Here is a 15,208-nt window from a genome sequence, read left to right as displayed (position 1 = left end):
AACGCCCTGTAAGCCCCGGCTCGGGCGCGCCGACGCAGCATGTTGCGCCGCATTAAATTTTTTTAATTAATGGGCGAAAGCGCCGACAGGACCCGCTGGCTAATCTGGCGACACTTCTAGTTGCCGGAGCGTTCTCCAATGTCAGGACTGTCCCGTTCGGCGCCGCTTTCGCGCGCCGTCAGTCCACCTGCGCGCGTATCGTGCCTGCGCGCCGCCTTATGTGCGCTCGGCCTCGCGGTGCTCGCCGGCTGCTCGCTTGTGCCTGCCTATCAACGGCCTGGCGCGCCGCTGGCGCAATCCTTCGACGGCGCGGCCGGTGGCTCGCTCGCCGCTACCGTGCCAGTCAGAAGCGGCTGGTGGCGCGAGTATCACGACCCCGCGCTCGACGCGCTGGTCGATCGCAGTCTGCGCAACAACTTCACGCTGGCGTCCGCGATTGCGAGCGTCGAACAGGCGCGCGGCAACGCCGAGCGAGCCGGTGCACCGCAGTATCCGTCGCTATCGCTCGGCGCCAGCTTCGATCGCAGCCATCAGGGGCGCGGTTCGACCACCAAGACCCAGAGCCTGTTCGCCGAAGCCAGTTACGAGGTGGACTTCTGGGGCTTCAACGCCGCCAACGCCGGCGCCGCCGACCTGCTCGCGCGCGCCTCCGGGTTCGATCGCGATACGGTGGCGCTGACGCTGACCGCTTCGGTCACCGACACGTATTTTCAGGTGCAGAGTCTGCGCCGCCGGCTCGCGATTGCGCGTTCCATTTCCGACGATGCCGCGCACATTCTGCAGCTGCTGCTCGCGCAACAGCAGGCGGGCGTCGCGACCGAATTGCAGGTACAGCAGCAGCGCAACACGCTGGCCACCTTCCAGGCGGCCGTGCCGGCGCTGCAACAGCAGCTCGATACCAACATCCATGCGCTTGCGGTGCTGACAGGCACCGCGCCTGAACAATTCACGGTCAGCGATGCCGCGCTCGCCGACATCCCGATTCCCCAACCGCGCCCGAATCTGCCCGCGAGCCTGCTGGAAACGCGCCCCGACATCCGTTCGAAGGAAGCGCAGTTGCAGTCGGCGAATCAGAGTGTCGGCGCGGCGCGCGCGGCCTTTCTGCCGAACATCGTACTGACCGCGGACGGCGGGCTGAGCAGCAAGTCGCTGTCGCATTTCCTGTCGAGCCCGTTCGCCAGTCTCGCCACCTCGCTGGCGGCGCCAATCTTCGACGCCGGCGCGCTGCGTGGCCAGTTGCACGCGAGCCAGGCGGCCGAAGCGAAGGGCGTCGCGGATTACCGGCAAGCCGTCATAACCGCGCTGCAGGACGTGGAGGACTCGCTCACGGCGGCGCAACAGCAGCAGCTCGCGGAAGTCGCTGACCAGAACGCCGCCGACGCCGCCCGCAAAGCCGCTACGCTCGCGCAAGCCCAGTACAAGCTCGGCACCGTCGACTTTCTGACCGTGCTCGATACGCAACGCACGCTGTATCAGGCCGAAGACACGCTGGTGCAGGCACGGCTCGCGCGCCTGCAAGCGTCCGTGAGCCTGTTTCGCGCGTTCGGCGGCGGTTTCGGCGTGACCGACGATAGCGATAGCAGCACCGCCTCCACCTCTCCGTCATCCCGCTCATGAAATCTGCACACCTTCCGAACCACGAGGCGCCCCGCGGACGCGGCCGCGCGCCGCTCATCCTGGCATTCGCCGTCGTTGTCGCGATGTTGGCGGTGTGGTTCTCGCCGCGGCACCCGGCGGTCAAGGCGGCGACCGCCGTGCCGGTCAACGCCGGTCATCCGGTGAGCCGCGACTTTCCGATTCGCGTCGCCGCGGTGGGCACGGTGCTCGCGCTCAATACCGTGGACGTCAAAGTACGTGTCGACGGGCAATTGCAGCGGGTCGCCTTCACTGAAGGACAGGACGTCAAAGCCGGCCAGTTGCTGGCGCAACTCGATCAGGGACCGCTCACTGCCCAGTTGCATCAAGCCGAAGCGGCGCAGCGCAAAGACCAGGCATCGCTCGATAACGCGCGGCTCGATCTCGCGCGCTACTCGCAACTGGTCGGCATCGGCGCGGCGACGACTCAGGCGGTGGACACCGCGAAGGCGCAAGTCGAAGCGCTCTCCGCGACGGTCGCTGCGGACGCCGCGCTGGTACAAAGCGACCGGCTGCAATTGAGCTTCACCACGTTGAGCGCGCCGTTCACCGGACGCGTCGGCGCACGCGAGGCCGATATCGGCGCGATCGTCCATCCGACCGACACTACCGGCATCGTCACCGTCACGCAGATGGAGCCGATCACCGTGCTGTTCTCCGTGCCACAGGACGTGCTGCCCGAACTGCTCGCGAATCAGGCGAAAGCGCCGCTGGCGGTGAACGTGACCTCGCGTTCCGGCAGCACGCCGCTCGCCGACGGCACGCTGGTGTTCATCGACAGCACGGTCGACCCCACGACCGGCCAGATCAGGCTCAAGGCTTCGTTCACCAACCAGGACCGCAAGCTGTGGCCCGGCGAGCTGGTGAATGCGCGCGTGCTGGTGCGCACCGATACGCAGCGGCTCGCGGTGCCGAGCCGCGCGGTGGTGAACTCGCAGAACGGCACGCAGCTCTATGTGATCGCCGCGAACGGCACCGCGCAGATGCGCCCGGTGCAAACCGGTATCACCGTCGATGGCATGACGGAGATACACAGTGGCATCGCGCCCGCGGATCTCGTCGTGTTCGATGGCCAAAGCCGCTTGAACCCGGGCGTGCATGTGACGGCGACCACGGTTCCCGCCAGTTCCGAAGCGCCGCCCAACGCGAATCTGGCAGGCAGCCAGACTGATCAGGATATTCCGTCATGAGCCTCATGGAACTGTTCATCAAGCGGCGCATCGCGACGAGTTTTCTGGCGATCGCAGTGCTGCTGGTCGGCGCGGTGGCGTATTTTCTGCTGCCGGTCGCGCCGCTGCCGCAGGTCGATTTTCCGACCATTCAGGTTGTCGCCAAGTTGCCCGGCGCGAGCGCGGAAACCATGGCGACCTCGGTGGCGACACCACTGGAGCGGCAACTTTCGCTGATTGCGGGCGTGACGCAGATGACGTCGTCGAGCTCGCTCGGCAACACCAGCATTACCGTGCAATTCGATCTCTCGCGCGACATCAATGGCGCGGCGCAGGATGTGCAGACGGCGATCAACGCAGCCGGCGGCACGTTGCCGAAGAACCTGCCGAACCCGCCGACCTATCAGAAAGTCAATCCGGCCGACTTCACGTTGCTGTCACTGGCGCTGACGTCGCCATCGCTCACGCTCACGCAACTCGACAGCTACGCCGAAGACTATCTCGCGCAACAGATCTCGCAGATGCCCGGCGTCGGTCTCGTTGATTTCCACGGCCAGCAGCGGCCCGCAGTGCGTATTCAGCTCGACCCCGACAAGCTCACCGCGCGTGGCCTGACGCTGGAAGACGTGCGCTCGATCGTCGGCGTGCAGACGGTCAATGCACCGAAGGGCAGCCTGAACGGTCCGGATCGCTCGGTGATCTTCAACGCGACCGACCAGATCACGACCGCCTCGCAGTATCGCGATCTGGTGGTCGCCTACAAGAATGGCGCGCCGATTCGCGTGTCCGATCTCGGCACCGTGTTGAACGCCGCTGAGGACAACCAGCAGGCCGCATGGCTTCAGCACGAACGCGCGATCATCCTCGATGTTCACAAGCAGCCGGGCTACAACGTCGTGCAGACGATCGCCAACATCACGGCGAAGCTGCCCGCGCTTGAAGCAATGCTGCCCGCGGCCGCGCATCTGCATGTGGTGGGCGATCGCACGCAGACCATCAATGCGTCGGTGCACGACGTGCAGTTCACGCTGATGCTGACGATCGCGCTCGTCGTCATGGTGATCTTCTCGTTCCTGCGCAACGTATGGGCGACCATCATTCCGAGCCTGACGATTCCGCTGTCGCTGGTCGCCACGTTCGGCGTCATGTATCTGCTCGGCTATAGCCTCGACAATCTGTCGCTGATGGGCTTGACCATCGCGGTAGGCTTCGTGGTGGACGATGCGATCGTCGTGATCGAAAACGTCATGCGGCATATCGAAGACGGCGTGCCGAGAATGAAGGCAGCCTTGCTTGGCGCGATGGAAGTGCGCTTCACGATCATTTCGATGACCATCTCGCTGATCGCCGTGTTCATCCCGATCCTGCTGATGGGCGGCATCGTCGGCCGGCTGTTCCGCGAATTCGCAGTGACGGTGAGCGCCGCGATAGTGATGTCGGCGCTGGTATCGCTGACCGTCACGCCGATGCTGTGCGGCTGGCTGATCCGTTTGGCTGAGCCGGATGGCGGCGGCCGGATGCGCAGGCTCGAAGCATGGCTCGAAGCCGTCTTTAGCGCAGTAGAGCGGCGCTACGAGCGCGGCCTCGATTGGGTGCTGGACCGCCAGAAGCTGATGCTGGCTGTCACGGTGGCGACGATCGTCGCCACCGGCGCGTTGTTCGTCGCGATCCCCAAGGGATTTTTCCCGCAGGAGGACTCCGGTCTGATCGTGGGCGTCGCCCAGGCCGCGCCGGATATTTCGCCCCGCTCGATGTCGCAGAAGATGCAGCAGGTGGGCCATATCATCGAGGCCGACCCCGCCGTCGACAACGTTTACTACTGGATGGGTCCTAACCCGACCGTGAGCCAGGGGCGCGTCATGATCAACCTGAAACCGTTCGCTCAGCGCAAGGACAGTGCTGCGCAGGTGCTCAATCGTTTAAAGCCGCAGTTGGCGAAGGTCATGGGCATCTCGTTGTCGATGCAGGTCCGGCAGGATATTCAGGTGGGCGGCCGTATCAGCGCCGCGCAGTATCAGTACACGTTGCAGGACCCTGACATCAACGAGTTGAATCACTGGGCGGGCGTACTGACCGATCGCCTGTCGAAGCTGCCGCAATTGGCCGACGTCACGTCCGACCAGCAGGCCGCCGCTACCAGCGCGACACTCGTGATCGATCGCAGCACCGCTTCGCGTTTCGGCATCACGGCGCAAGCCATCGACGACACGCTTTACGATGCATTCGGCCAGCGGCAGATTGCGACGCTCTTCACGCAGCTGAATCAGTACCACGTCGTCGAGGAAGTCGATCCGCACTTTCAATTGACGACGGATGCACTGGCGCATCTCTACGTGCGTTCGCCGCTCACGAACGAACTGGTGCCGCTCGACACGCTCGCCAGGATCGAAAACAATGTGTCGCCGATCTCGGTGAATCACCAGGGCTTGTTCCCGGCCGTGACGATCTCATTCAATCTGGCGGCGGGTCAGTCGCTTGGCAACGCGGTGGCGGCGATTCGCCTGGCCGAAGTCGCGGCAGGCAAGCCAGATAGTTTGACGGGCTCGTTTCAGGGCACTGCGCAGGCGTTCCAGGCGTCGCTCGCGAGTGAGCCGTATCTGATCGCCGCGGCGCTCGTGGTGGTCTATCTGATTCTCGGCATCCTGTACGAAAGCGCGATTCATCCGCTCACCATCATTTCGACGCTGCCCTCGGCGGGTGTGGGTGCGTTGCTCGCGTTGATGCTGTGCGGTCAGGATCTGTCGATCATGGGCATGATTGGCATCATCCTGCTGATTGGTATCGTCAAGAAGAACGCGATCATGATGATCGACTTCGCGCTGGTGGCCGAGCGCGAGCAGGGTATGTCGCCGCGAGAAGCGATCCGGCAGGCCTGTGTGCTGCGCTTCCGTCCAATCATGATGACAACGCTCGCCGCGCTGTTCGGCGCACTGCCGCTTGCGCTAGGGCACGGCGCCGGTGCCGAATTGCGCGTGCCGCTCGGCATAGCGATTGTAGGCGGACTGATTGTTTCGCAAATGCTGACGTTGTTCACGACGCCGGTCGTGCACCTGTGGTTTGACCGTCTGTCGCATTGGCTCGCTGATTCGCGTATGAAGGGCAGTGCGGTCGAGCAGCATACCGTCGCTTGACGGCCTTCAGCCTGCCCGGGGAGCTTCTTTGTCACCAGCAGGGCGAGACGAAAGACGAAGTCCGGTACTTTGCGCATGATGGTGGACCCGGCAAGGGCACGTAATTGCGTATGGCGTGTGATGGCTCAGGCCTGTGGCGTGCAGCCATGCTGTCGCGACTGCGCCCAGCCTCTCGCATCCTCCGTGATGCGGCCGGCCAGGCTCGCAATGGCGAGTTGCTGCGCGCGCACCAGGTCCGTATAGCAACATCACATCGAGCGGATAGTGAAGGCGCTTTAGCACTCGGGTGATGCCCGCAGCAAGCGTCTTTCGCGGTGTTTGGGTCTTCTTCATCGGCCAGCCAAAGCATATTTGTCAGGCTCGAATACTACCTCTCCCGTCTTAACGCGACAAAACCCCATGGGCAGCGAGTGGGCGCCCGGCATGGTCAACGCGGACCGCCACGATTGCGCCGTCTACGAGGCGGTACTCGACATGATCGAGCGAAGCACACCGGACAAATTCGCGGCGCAGATCCGCGCGCTGCTCGATCGTCCCGATGCAACGGCGCTGCTTCGCGACATCGCGTGCCCGCCGATGATCGTCTGCGACCGCGATGACAAATGGAGTCCGTTGGCGCGTCACGAGGAAATGCACGCGCAGATTCGTGGCTCGGAGCTTCGCGTGATAGAACGAAGCGGTCACATGTGTACGATGGAGCGTCCCGACGATGTGACCGAAGCGCTGGTCGAATGGGCTCGGTGGGCGGCCGGGTTCGATACGGCTCGTTGATCATTGCTCGCACACCGCAATAGCGTTGGGATAAAAACATTGCAAGCGTATGACAGCGGGCGCGGTTGTTTATCGACGTGTAGCACCGTATGCTTGGATACGTCGCTTTCCGTTCGTCAACTTCGAGAAGGTCATTCAGTCATGAACGAATACTGCATGTTCAAGGGAAAACTGCTGCGCGCGGCGCCCTTCAAAGATTCGTATATAGGCAGTCCGCACTATGTGATCACGGTGACTGGCAACGACAACACGCCATTCAACATCGTCGTCAATTCGGCGTCGACGCAACCGGGCGCAAGCGGTAACGACGACGTGTACTTCTATGCCGACCTCAACTTCGCCGATCCACTCACCGCGAAACTGCAGCCCCTGAACCTCGGCCTCTACACGAGCGGCTTTCCACGGCTCGACTACTTCCAGGACAGCAGCCTGCTCGACATTCACCGCATGCGGCCGGTCCCCTACGAGGATCAAAACGGCAACCGCGCCGACGTCAACGACATCATCGACGAAATCCTCACCATCGACGAAAGCAAACCGTCGCAAAGTCTGCCCTACGACAACGGCAGCGGCCAGTTGCACAACCGCGATTTCTGGACACCGACCACCGCGGGCATCGTGGTCTACGGGTTCGGCTTTCTGTTTCTGCCGAAGAAGGACGGTCTTCACGAGACTCACATGAATCAGGGCAATCCGCGCGGTCCGCATTACAACGAAAACGGCGCGTTCCAGGACGGCGCGGTGATCGTGCAGCGCGCCGATGGGTTTGCCGCGATGTTTACCGCGTTTCAGACACAGTATTTGCCGACCAATGCGGCCGGCGATCCGGCGGCGAATGCAGTGGCGTTGCCGGTTTATATTCAGCGAGGTTGATAGGGTCGCTCGTGCATGGGGCAAGTGGAAACCGCCGCGATGCGCGAGAAACAGGTTCTTGCAAAGGGGAAAATCAGATCGCGCGCAAAAGTCCCTCGCGATACGAACGCACCGCGAGAGACGTCGCGTCGATCAGCGCGCGCTCGCGGCGCCTCGACGCGGAATATGCCGCCGCACCACCGCCAGCGCGATCAGCACGATGGCCATTGCGATACCGAGCATCAGCAGATAGCCCGACGCGCCACCGGCCGTGATCACCGCGGCACCGGCGAATGCGCTCAGAATCGCGCCGACGCGGCCGAACGCGAGTGCCGACGCGGTGCCCGTCGCCCGCACGCTGGTCGGATAGACGTATGCGCACAGCGCGTACATCGTCGATTGCACCGCATTGACGAACAGCCCGTGCAAGCCGAGACCGACGATCATCAACGCCGTATGCTGCGTCGCGCTGACGCCGAGCAGCATCCATGCACTCGCGACGCCGCCCGCGCAGCACAGCAGCAGCGGCCAGCGCGAGCCGTAGCGCCCGATCGCCAGCGCGCACAGCACCGCGCCGATTACGCCGCCGAGGTTGTACGCGCTCAGGCCATAGCCCGCGAGCGACACGCTCAAGCCCTCACTCGTCAGCATCGACGGCAGCCAGCTGAACGCCGCATACACCGCGAGCAGGCACATGAAGAACGCGCCCCAGATCGCGACGGTGTCGCGCGAACGGCCATCGCGGAACAGCGCGGCAAAGCCGACGTGTTTCTCAGCGCTTTGTTCGCGCACATCGGTGAAGCTCGCATCGGCCGACACGTCGCGCGCCATGCGCCGCAGCAGCTTCACGAGTTCGGGCCAGCGATGCGGACGGCGTGCCAGAAAACGCGGCGATTCCGGCAGCGCCGCGAGCAGGACGAGGGCGAGCACGAGCGGCAGCACACCACCCGCGACGAACAGACCGCGCCAGCCATAAACCGGCAGCACCTGGCCGGCGAACAATCCCGCGACCATACCGCCCAGCGGCACGCACAGAATGGTCGCCGTCACCGCGAAGGTACGAAAACGCGCGGGCGTGAACTCGGCGGTCAGCGTGGTCGACGTTGGCAGCGCGCCGCCGATGCCGAGCCCCGCGATAAAGCGCAGCGCCGCAATGGCCGCGACGTTCGGCGCGAGACTGATCGCGCAGGTCGCCAGGCCGAACACGAACACGCTGCCGATCACCGCCCAGCGGCGGCCGAAGCGATCGGCGAACAACCCCGCGAACGCGCTGCCGATACCCATGCCGACCAGCCCCGACGCAACCACCGGCGCAAACGCGTTGCGCGTGATGCCCCACTCCTTGGTCAGCATCGGAATCGCGAAGCCGATCAGTTGGCTGTCGAAGCCGTCGACGACGATCGACAGCGCCGCGAGCACCACCGCGATTTTCTGCAGCAACGTGTAGGGGCCGTCGTCGAGTGCATGACCGATGTCGACCGTGTTGCCGCCGCGCGCGATGCCGGCGAGCGCCGCGTCGTCGCGCGCGGTCGCGGTCGTGGTCGCCGTCGAAGCGGCAGGAACGATACTCATGAACCTGTCTCCGTTGTTTGCGCTGCACGCGCGTTGTTCGATTTTTTTTGCTGTCGGCAGTACGGTGCGACGCGATGGCCCGCCTCGGCGAGCTGGCCGCCGAACAGCGAGCCCATCGCGTCGCTCCTCATCAGAACGGATAGTGACGCGGCGTCGTTTGCAGCGTGACCCAGCGCAGATCGGTGAATTCCGCGATCCCCGCCTTGCCGCCGAAGCGGCCGAAGCCACTCGCCTTCACGCCGCCGAACGGCATCTGCGCTTCGTCGTGCACGGTCGGGCCGTTCACGTGACAAATGCCCGACTCGATGCATTTAGCGACGTTCAGCGCGCGCGCCGTGTCGCGGCTGAACACCGCCGCCGACAGGCCGTATTCGTTGTCGTTCGCACACGCGATTGCGGCCTCCTCGCCACGCACGCGCACGATCGGCTTGACCGGCCCGAACGATTCGTCGTGATAGATGCGCATGTCCGGCGTCACGCGATCGAGCAGCGTCGCGGGCATCAGCGTGGTTTCGCTCTTGCCGCCGCACACGAGCGTCGCGCCTTTGGCGAGCGCGTCGTCGATCAGCGCGTTGCAGCGCTCGACCGTGCTCATGTCGACTACCGAGCCGAGCACGACCGGCCCCTTGCGCGGATCGCCGAGTGGCAGCGCGCGCGAGCGCGCGGCGAGCCGCTCGACGAACGCATCGGCGATGCTATCGTCGACGATGATCCGCTCGGTCGACATGCAGATCTGCCCGGAGTTCGCGAACGCGCCGAACACGGCCGCATCGACCGCGGCGCCGATGTCGGCGTCGTCGAGCACGACGAGCGGCGCCTTGCCGCCTAGTTCGAGCACGCAGGGCTTCAGATTGCGCGCGCACGTTTCGGCGATCAGGCGGCCCACGCGCGTCGAGCCCGTGAAGTTCACGCGACGCACGGCCGAGTGTTCGATCATCGCGTCGACGATGCGCGCGGCGTCGGCCGGCGCATTGGTCACGAAGTTCACGGTGCCGCGCGGCAGACCCGCCTCCTGCATCGCCTCGATGATGAGACCGTGCGTGGCCGGACAGATCTCCGAGCCCTTCAGCACGACCGTGTTGCCGCACGCGAGCGGCAGCGCGATCGCGCGCACCGCGAGTATCACCGGCGCGTTCCACGGCGCGATGCCGAGCACGACGCCCGCGGGCTGGCGCACGCCCATCGCGAGACTGCCGGGGACGTCGGATGGGATCAGTTCGCCGGCGATCTGCGTGGTCAGCGCGGCGGCCTCGATCAGCCCGGCCGCCGCGAGATGCACGTTGAAGCCGGCCCAGATGCCCGACGCGCCGGTCTCGGCGGCCATCGCGGCCGCGAAGGCCTCGGCCTTCGCTTCGAGCGCGTGCGCGGCCTTCGTCAGCAACGCGCGGCGCTCGCTCGGTCCGAGCGCGGACCACACCGGAAATGCGGCCGCGGCGGCATCGACGGCGGCCACGGCATCTTCGACGGTCGCGGCCGGCGCGCGCGTCGCGACTTCGCCGTCGAGCGGGTTGCGGCGCTCGAAGGTCGCGCCGTTGCGCGCCTGTGTCTGCTCGCCGCCGATCAGCATCGATACGTTTTTCATCGTAGGTCTCTCTCCTTTTCGTGAATGGGAAGCGCCGTTACGCGACGATCGCTTCGACGAGCGTGGGACCGCTTTTCACGTCACCTTCGGTCAGCGCGCGACGCAACACGTCGGCAAGTTCAGCCGCCTCGCTGACGCGCGCGCCAGGGCAACCCATGCCCGCCGCGATCGTCACGAAGTCGAGGCCCGGCAGGTCCGTGCCCTGCACGGTCTCGCCAGGCGCGAAACCGAACACCGGCGCGAAATCCTGCAACGCCGCGTAGCGCGTGTTGTTCAGGATCACGAATGTGATCGGTAGCTGCATCTGCACCGCGCTCCAGATCGCCTGAATCGAGTACATGCTCGAACCGTCGCCGATCAGCGCGATCACGCGCTCGCCCGGCCGCGCAAGCGCGACGCCGACCGCCGCCGGCATGCCGTGGCCGAGGCCGCCGCTGTCCATCGTCAGGAACGTGCCGGCACGCGCGATCGGCAGATAGGTCTGCATGATGGGCCGCGAGCTCGGCGCTTCCTCGACGACGATGCCATCGGGATCGCGCACTTCGGCGAGTGTCTGCAACGCGAACGCGACCGACATCCGCTCGCCCCGCGCGGGCGGCAGCACGCGCGGCGCCACCGCGCGCGGCGCGGGCAACTCACGCGCTTTGGGCGCGGCGCGCGCGAGCAGATCCTGCACGCCGAGCCGCACGTTGCCGACCGCGGCGATGCCCTGCGGCGTCCATGCGGCAATGCCCGGATCGTCGATCAACTGACACAGCCGCGAGCCCGGCGGCACATGCGGACCACTGCCTTCGACGTGATACGTGAACGCAGGCGCGCCGATCACGAAGATCGCGTCGTGCGCGCCGAGCAACTCGACGATGCGCTCACGCAGCGCCGGCAAAAAGCCCGCGAACAGGCGGTGCGTTTCGGGGAAGCTGCAACGTCCTGTCATCGGCGCGACGTAGACGCGCGCGGCATGCCGCTCCGCGAGGCGCACGACTTCAGCCGCCGCGTCCGCGCGATCGACCGCGCCACCGACCACGAACGCGGGCCGCTCGCACGCGTCGAGCACCGTGCCGATGCGTTCGAGCATCGCCGGATCGGGACGCATGATGTGCGCGACCTCGCGGTCGGCCACGCGCTCGGCAGGCTGATCCCAGTCGTCGGCGGGAATCGACACGAACACCGGGCCGCGCGGCTCCTGCATCGCGATCGCGTACGCACGCGCGATCGCGAGCGGCACATCCTGCGCGCGAGCCGGCTCGATGCTCCACTTCACGTAGGGCTTCGGCAATTCGGTGGCCTGGGTCGCGGCGAGGAACGGTTCGAACGGCAGGATCGAGCGGGCCTGCTGACCCGCGGTGACGACGAGCGGCGTGCGGTTGCGAAACGCCGTGAAGATATTGCCCATCGCATTGCCGACGCCCGCCGCCGAATGCAGGTTCACGAGCGCCGCGTTGCCGGTGGTCTGCGCGTAGCCGTCGGCCATGCCGACCACGACCGCTTCCTGAAGACCGAGCACGTAGCGGAAATCCGCGGGGAAATCGCGGAACATCGGCAGCTCGGTCGAGCCCGGGTTCGCGAAGATCGACGTCATGCCGACGCGGCGCGCGAAGTCGATGACCGCGTCGCGTACGGTCCACGGCGTGCTCTGTTCTATTGCGTGTGCCTGATTCTGCTGCGGCGCGCTGCTTGTCATGCGAAATCTCCTGTCTGGTGAGCGCGGAAAATCGAATGGCCATTATCGCGGCCGCCGGGGTAACCGAAAATTGCCCAATTCGCAAAAAGGCATTACCTTTCGGCATGACTTACAACCTGCAACAACTGCAGGCGTTCGCGGTGATCGTCGAGAGCGGCAGCCTCGGACGCGCCGCCGAAGCGCTGCACATCACACAGCCGGCCTTGAGCCGGACCATCCGACGTCTCGAGGAACAGGTCGGCGCGCCGCTGTTCGAGCGGCATTCGCGCGGCATGCATTTGACCGCGGTCGGCGAGGCGCTGCTGCCGCACGCGAACCTGTTGCAACGCGAAGCCGAACAGGCGCGCGAGGAAATCGACGCGATGCGCGGCCTCGCGCGCGGCACGATCCGCGTCGGCGCGGTCGGCAGCATCGCGAGCCTCGTGCTGCCGCTCGCGGTGAGCGGCGTGTTGACGAAGTGGCCGAACCTGCGCGTGGAGATCATCGAGGGCGTGTGGGACCGGCTCGCCGATGCGCTCGTCAAACGTCAGATCGATCTCGCGCTCAGCATGGCCGTGCCCGATACCGACGAGATCACCGCGATCGCCGATTGCCGCTGGGAAGACGCGAGCTACGTGGTCGCCGCGCTCGATCATCCGCTGCGGCGCAAGCCCGACCTCACGCTCGCCGACACGCTGGGCGAACGCTGGGCGATTCCGCCACGCGGCACCGGCCCGTTCGAGCACATGCAGAGCGTGTTTGCCGCGCGCGGGCTGGGACTGCCGAACGTCGTCGTCGAAACGCGCTCGGTCACGGCGCTGAAGAGCCTGGTCGCGCGTTCGGGCTTTCTGAGCTGGATGGCGTCGACGATGTACGTGACCGAAAGCAAGGCCGGCGTGTTCGATACGCTCGGCGTCCCAGGCGTGGTCGGGCGGCGCACGTTGACCGCGTTCCGGCGGCGCCAGGGGATTCTGCCGAGCCCGGCGGTCAAGCTGCTGGAGCAGTTGCGGCAGTTGACGGCGGAGGGTATGACCACGGGTTGATCGTTTCCCGCACACGCTGCCACTTTCTCGGCGTTTACCCGATAAGTAGATTTTATCGATTATTTATCAATAAAGTCTCGTGTTAGATTCCGTCGCCATGCGTCGGGGAAACGAAGCAAGGAGAGCCGGATGGGGGTTTTGATTGGCGTGCCGATCGTGGTACTCGGCTTCGCATTGCGCTTCAACGGGCTGCTGGTGGTGACGATCGCGGGCGTCGCGACCGGGATAGCCGGCGGCTTGCAGACGGTGGCGATCGTCAGCGCGTTCGGCAAGGCATTCGCGGATCACCGCTACATGGGCCTGATCTGGCTCACGCGGCCGGTCATCGCGCTGCTCGAACGCAACGGTCTGAAGCAACAGGCGCGGCATCTGATCTCGCGCTTGCATGCGGCCACCACCGGCCGCGTGCTCTCATCACGCTGGTCGGTACGCTGACGCTCAAGTACGCGCCCTTCGTCGAAACGAAGAATCTGGTTTCTGCGGCACGCTGATGACGCCGATGGCGGCGAACTTCAACATCGTCCCCGCCGCGCTGCTCGAACTGAAGGACCAGAACGGCGTGATCAAGGCGCAATGGCCGACCGCTTTACTATTGCTGATCGTCAACACCATACTGTTGTACGTGTTCGTATTCCGCTTCTGAGGAGCCGCCGATGACCACCCAGCTCACCCGCGAATTCGCGTCCAGATTCGCCAATGTCGCGCTCGCCCACCTCACGCGCGAATATCCGAACAAGCTCACGCACTCGCTTGGAGGACCGCAGGACGTACAGGGTCCGCGCGCCTTGCATCCGATCTTCTACGGCAGCTACGACTGGCATTCGTGCGTGCACGGCTACTGGCTGATCCTGCATCTGCTCGAACGCTTCCCCGATCTGCCCGAGGCCGCGCGCATCGTCGCCGTGGTCGACGAGCATTTCACCGCGGCGAACGTCGCCGGCGAACTCGCGTATCTGGAGCTGCCGCACAACCGCGGTTTCGAGCGGCCGTATGGCTGGGCATGGCTGCTCGCGCTCGGCGCGCAGTTGCAGTCGATGAAAATCTCGGAAGCCGCGCGCTGGGCGAAGACGTTCGCGCCGCTCACCGAGGTGTTCGTCGAGCGCTTCGCGGAGTTCCTGCCAAAGGCAACCTATCCGCTGCGCGTCGGCACGCACTTCAACATGGCGTTCGCGCTCGCGCTGACGCTCGATTTCGCGCGGCAAACCTCGCGCGAATCGCTCGAGGCGCTGATCGTCAGCACCGCGGAGCGCTGGTATCTGGACGACGTCGCGTGTCAGGCATGGGAGCCGGCCGGCGACGAGTTCCTGTCGCCGTCGCTGATGGAAGCGGAGTTGATGCGGCGTGTGTTGCCGTCGGCGCAGTTCACCGACTGGTTCGGACGCTTCCTGCCGGACCTCGGCGCGAAAAAACCGGCGACGCTGTTCGAGCCCGTCACCGTGACCGATCGCAGCGACGGCAAGATCGCGCATCTGGACGGCCTCAATCTGAGCCGCGCGTGGTGCCAGCGTGCGCTCGCGCGTGCGCTGCCCGCCGGCGACGTGCGTCGCACCGTGCTGTTCGATGCGGCCGAGCGTCATCTGCACAGCGCGCTGCCGCATGTGGCCGGCGACTACATGGGCGAGCACTGGCTCGCCACGTTTGCGACGCTGGCGCTCGAAGCTTGAGCGAACCGGGCACGAGCTGAACCGGCTTTCAAGAGATAAAGCCGTGCTGGTTGGGGCACTTCAATGCGAAGCGCCCTTTTTATTGCCCGTTCAATAGTCCCTGCCTGCGGCGGTAAAATCGCGCAAGGC

General features: G+C 65.3%; 10 protein-coding genes and 3 pseudogenes. 9 read left to right on the top strand and 4 right to left on the bottom strand.

Features of this window, described 5'->3' with window-relative positions; genetic code table 11:
* Positions 1-138: 138 nt before the first annotated feature.
* The 3 genes from F6X39_RS16480 to F6X39_RS16470 are packed head-to-tail and all read left to right on the top strand — an operon-like array spanning position 139 to position 5,935.
* A complete protein-coding gene (locus tag F6X39_RS16480; RefSeq protein ID WP_187617374.1) occupies positions 139-1,617 on the top strand; it encodes an efflux transporter outer membrane subunit in 1,479 nt (492 codons plus the stop codon).
* Positions 1,614-2,825 (top strand): efflux RND transporter periplasmic adaptor subunit, encoded by a 1,212-nt coding sequence (locus tag F6X39_RS16475; RefSeq protein WP_187617373.1) that lies wholly within the window; start codon positions 1,614-1,616, stop codon positions 2,823-2,825. Before F6X39_RS16480 ends, F6X39_RS16475 begins: the two co-directional genes overlap by 4 nt.
* Positions 2,822-5,935 carry an efflux RND transporter permease subunit gene (locus tag F6X39_RS16470; RefSeq protein WP_187617372.1) on the top strand — a complete coding sequence of 1,038 codons (3,114 nt, stop codon included), beginning with the start codon at positions 2,822-2,824 and terminating at the stop codon, positions 5,933-5,935. Before F6X39_RS16475 ends, F6X39_RS16470 begins: the two co-directional genes overlap by 4 nt.
* A 240-nt stretch (positions 5,936-6,175) precedes the next feature.
* On the opposite strand, the pseudogene F6X39_RS16465 reads toward F6X39_RS16470, so the two are convergent.
* Positions 6,176-6,268: pseudogene (locus F6X39_RS16465) on the bottom strand (IS6 family transposase); the annotation flags it as partial.
* Positions 6,269-6,334: 66 nt separating this feature from the next.
* On the opposite strand from F6X39_RS16465, the gene F6X39_RS16460 reads away from it, so the two are divergent.
* Together F6X39_RS16460 and F6X39_RS16455 are read left to right on the top strand one after the other, a co-directional pair.
* Positions 6,335-6,706, top strand: a complete 372-nt coding sequence (locus tag F6X39_RS16460; RefSeq protein ID WP_262414729.1) for an alpha/beta fold hydrolase — start codon at positions 6,335-6,337, stop codon at positions 6,704-6,706.
* Positions 6,707-6,847: 141 nt separating this feature from the next.
* Positions 6,848-7,579, top strand: a complete 732-nt coding sequence (locus F6X39_RS16455) for a DUF2278 family protein (RefSeq protein WP_184062928.1) — start codon at positions 6,848-6,850, stop codon at positions 7,577-7,579.
* Positions 7,580-7,711: 132 nt separating this feature from the next.
* On the opposite strand, the gene F6X39_RS16450 is transcribed toward F6X39_RS16455, so the two are convergent.
* The 3 genes from F6X39_RS16450 to mdlC all read right to left on the bottom strand — a co-directional run bounded on the left by F6X39_RS16450 (position 7,712) and on the right by mdlC (position 12,393).
* Entirely contained in the window at positions 7,712-9,130 is a 1,419-nt protein-coding gene (locus F6X39_RS16450; protein WP_187617371.1) for an MFS transporter, read from the bottom strand.
* A 130-nt stretch (positions 9,131-9,260) separates the two neighbouring features.
* A complete protein-coding gene (locus F6X39_RS16445; RefSeq protein ID WP_187617370.1) occupies positions 9,261-10,712 on the bottom strand; it encodes an aldehyde dehydrogenase in 1,452 nt (483 codons plus the stop codon).
* Positions 10,713-10,749: 37 nt separating this feature from the next.
* On the bottom strand, positions 10,750-12,393 hold the full coding sequence (mdlC, locus tag F6X39_RS16440) for a benzoylformate decarboxylase (RefSeq protein WP_187617369.1): 1,644 nt from the start codon (positions 12,391-12,393) through the stop codon (positions 10,750-10,752).
* A 104-nt stretch (positions 12,394-12,497) separates the two neighbouring features.
* Here mdlC and F6X39_RS16435 point away from each other — a divergent pair, with 104 nt between their 5' ends.
* The 4 genes and pseudogenes from F6X39_RS16435 (at position 12,498) to F6X39_RS16420 (ending at position 15,079) form a co-directional block, all read left to right on the top strand.
* Positions 12,498-13,415 carry a LysR family transcriptional regulator gene (locus F6X39_RS16435; RefSeq protein ID WP_187617368.1) on the top strand — a complete coding sequence of 306 codons (918 nt, stop codon included), beginning with the start codon at positions 12,498-12,500 and terminating at the stop codon, positions 13,413-13,415.
* Positions 13,416-13,544: 129 nt separating this feature from the next.
* Positions 13,545-13,826, top strand: a pseudogene (locus F6X39_RS16430) (5-oxoproline transporter, DUF969 family subunit); the annotation flags it as partial.
* Positions 13,827-13,884: 58 nt separating this feature from the next.
* Positions 13,885-14,058, top strand: a pseudogene (locus F6X39_RS16425) (5-oxoproline transporter, DUF979 family subunit); the annotation flags it as partial.
* A 10-nt stretch (positions 14,059-14,068) separates the two neighbouring features.
* The gene (locus F6X39_RS16420) at positions 14,069-15,079 is read left to right on the top strand and encodes a DUF2891 domain-containing protein (protein ID WP_187617367.1); all 1,011 of its coding nucleotides are present in this window, start codon (positions 14,069-14,071) and stop codon (positions 15,077-15,079) included.
* The last annotated feature ends 129 nt before the right edge of the window (positions 15,080-15,208 follow it).

The sequence above is a fragment of the Paraburkholderia sp. UCT2 genome, assembly GCF_014397665.1.
In the GTDB taxonomy this organism is placed as follows: Bacteria; Pseudomonadota; Gammaproteobacteria; order Burkholderiales; family Burkholderiaceae; genus Paraburkholderia; species Paraburkholderia tuberum.
This window is presented reverse-complemented; position numbering and strand designations above follow the sequence as displayed.

Bases quoted from the DNA above. Each gene is read 5' to 3' on its own strand.
- F6X39_RS16455 (WP_184062928.1), top strand. From the start codon at position 6,848: ATGAACGAATACTGCATGTTCAAGGGAAAACTGCTGCGCGCGGCGCCC.
- F6X39_RS16460 (WP_262414729.1), top strand. From the start codon at position 6,335: ATGGGCAGCGAGTGGGCGCCCGGCATGGTCAACGCGGACCGCCACGAT.
- F6X39_RS16420 (WP_187617367.1), top strand. From the start codon at position 14,069: ATGACCACCCAGCTCACCCGCGAATTCGCGTCCAGATTCGCCAATGTC.
- F6X39_RS16445 (WP_187617370.1), bottom strand. From the start codon at position 10,712: ATGAAAAACGTATCGATGCTGATCGGCGGCGAGCAGACACAGGCGCGC.
- F6X39_RS16450 (WP_187617371.1), bottom strand. From the start codon at position 9,130: ATGAGTATCGTTCCTGCCGCTTCGACGGCGACCACGACCGCGACCGCG.
- F6X39_RS16435 (WP_187617368.1), top strand. From the start codon at position 12,498: ATGACTTACAACCTGCAACAACTGCAGGCGTTCGCGGTGATCGTCGAG.
- F6X39_RS16475 (WP_187617373.1), top strand. From the start codon at position 1,614: ATGAAATCTGCACACCTTCCGAACCACGAGGCGCCCCGCGGACGCGGC.
- F6X39_RS16480 (WP_187617374.1), top strand. From the start codon at position 139: ATGTCAGGACTGTCCCGTTCGGCGCCGCTTTCGCGCGCCGTCAGTCCA.
- mdlC (WP_187617369.1), bottom strand. From the start codon at position 12,393: ATGACAAGCAGCGCGCCGCAGCAGAATCAGGCACACGCAATAGAACAG.
- F6X39_RS16470 (WP_187617372.1), top strand. From the start codon at position 2,822: ATGAGCCTCATGGAACTGTTCATCAAGCGGCGCATCGCGACGAGTTTT.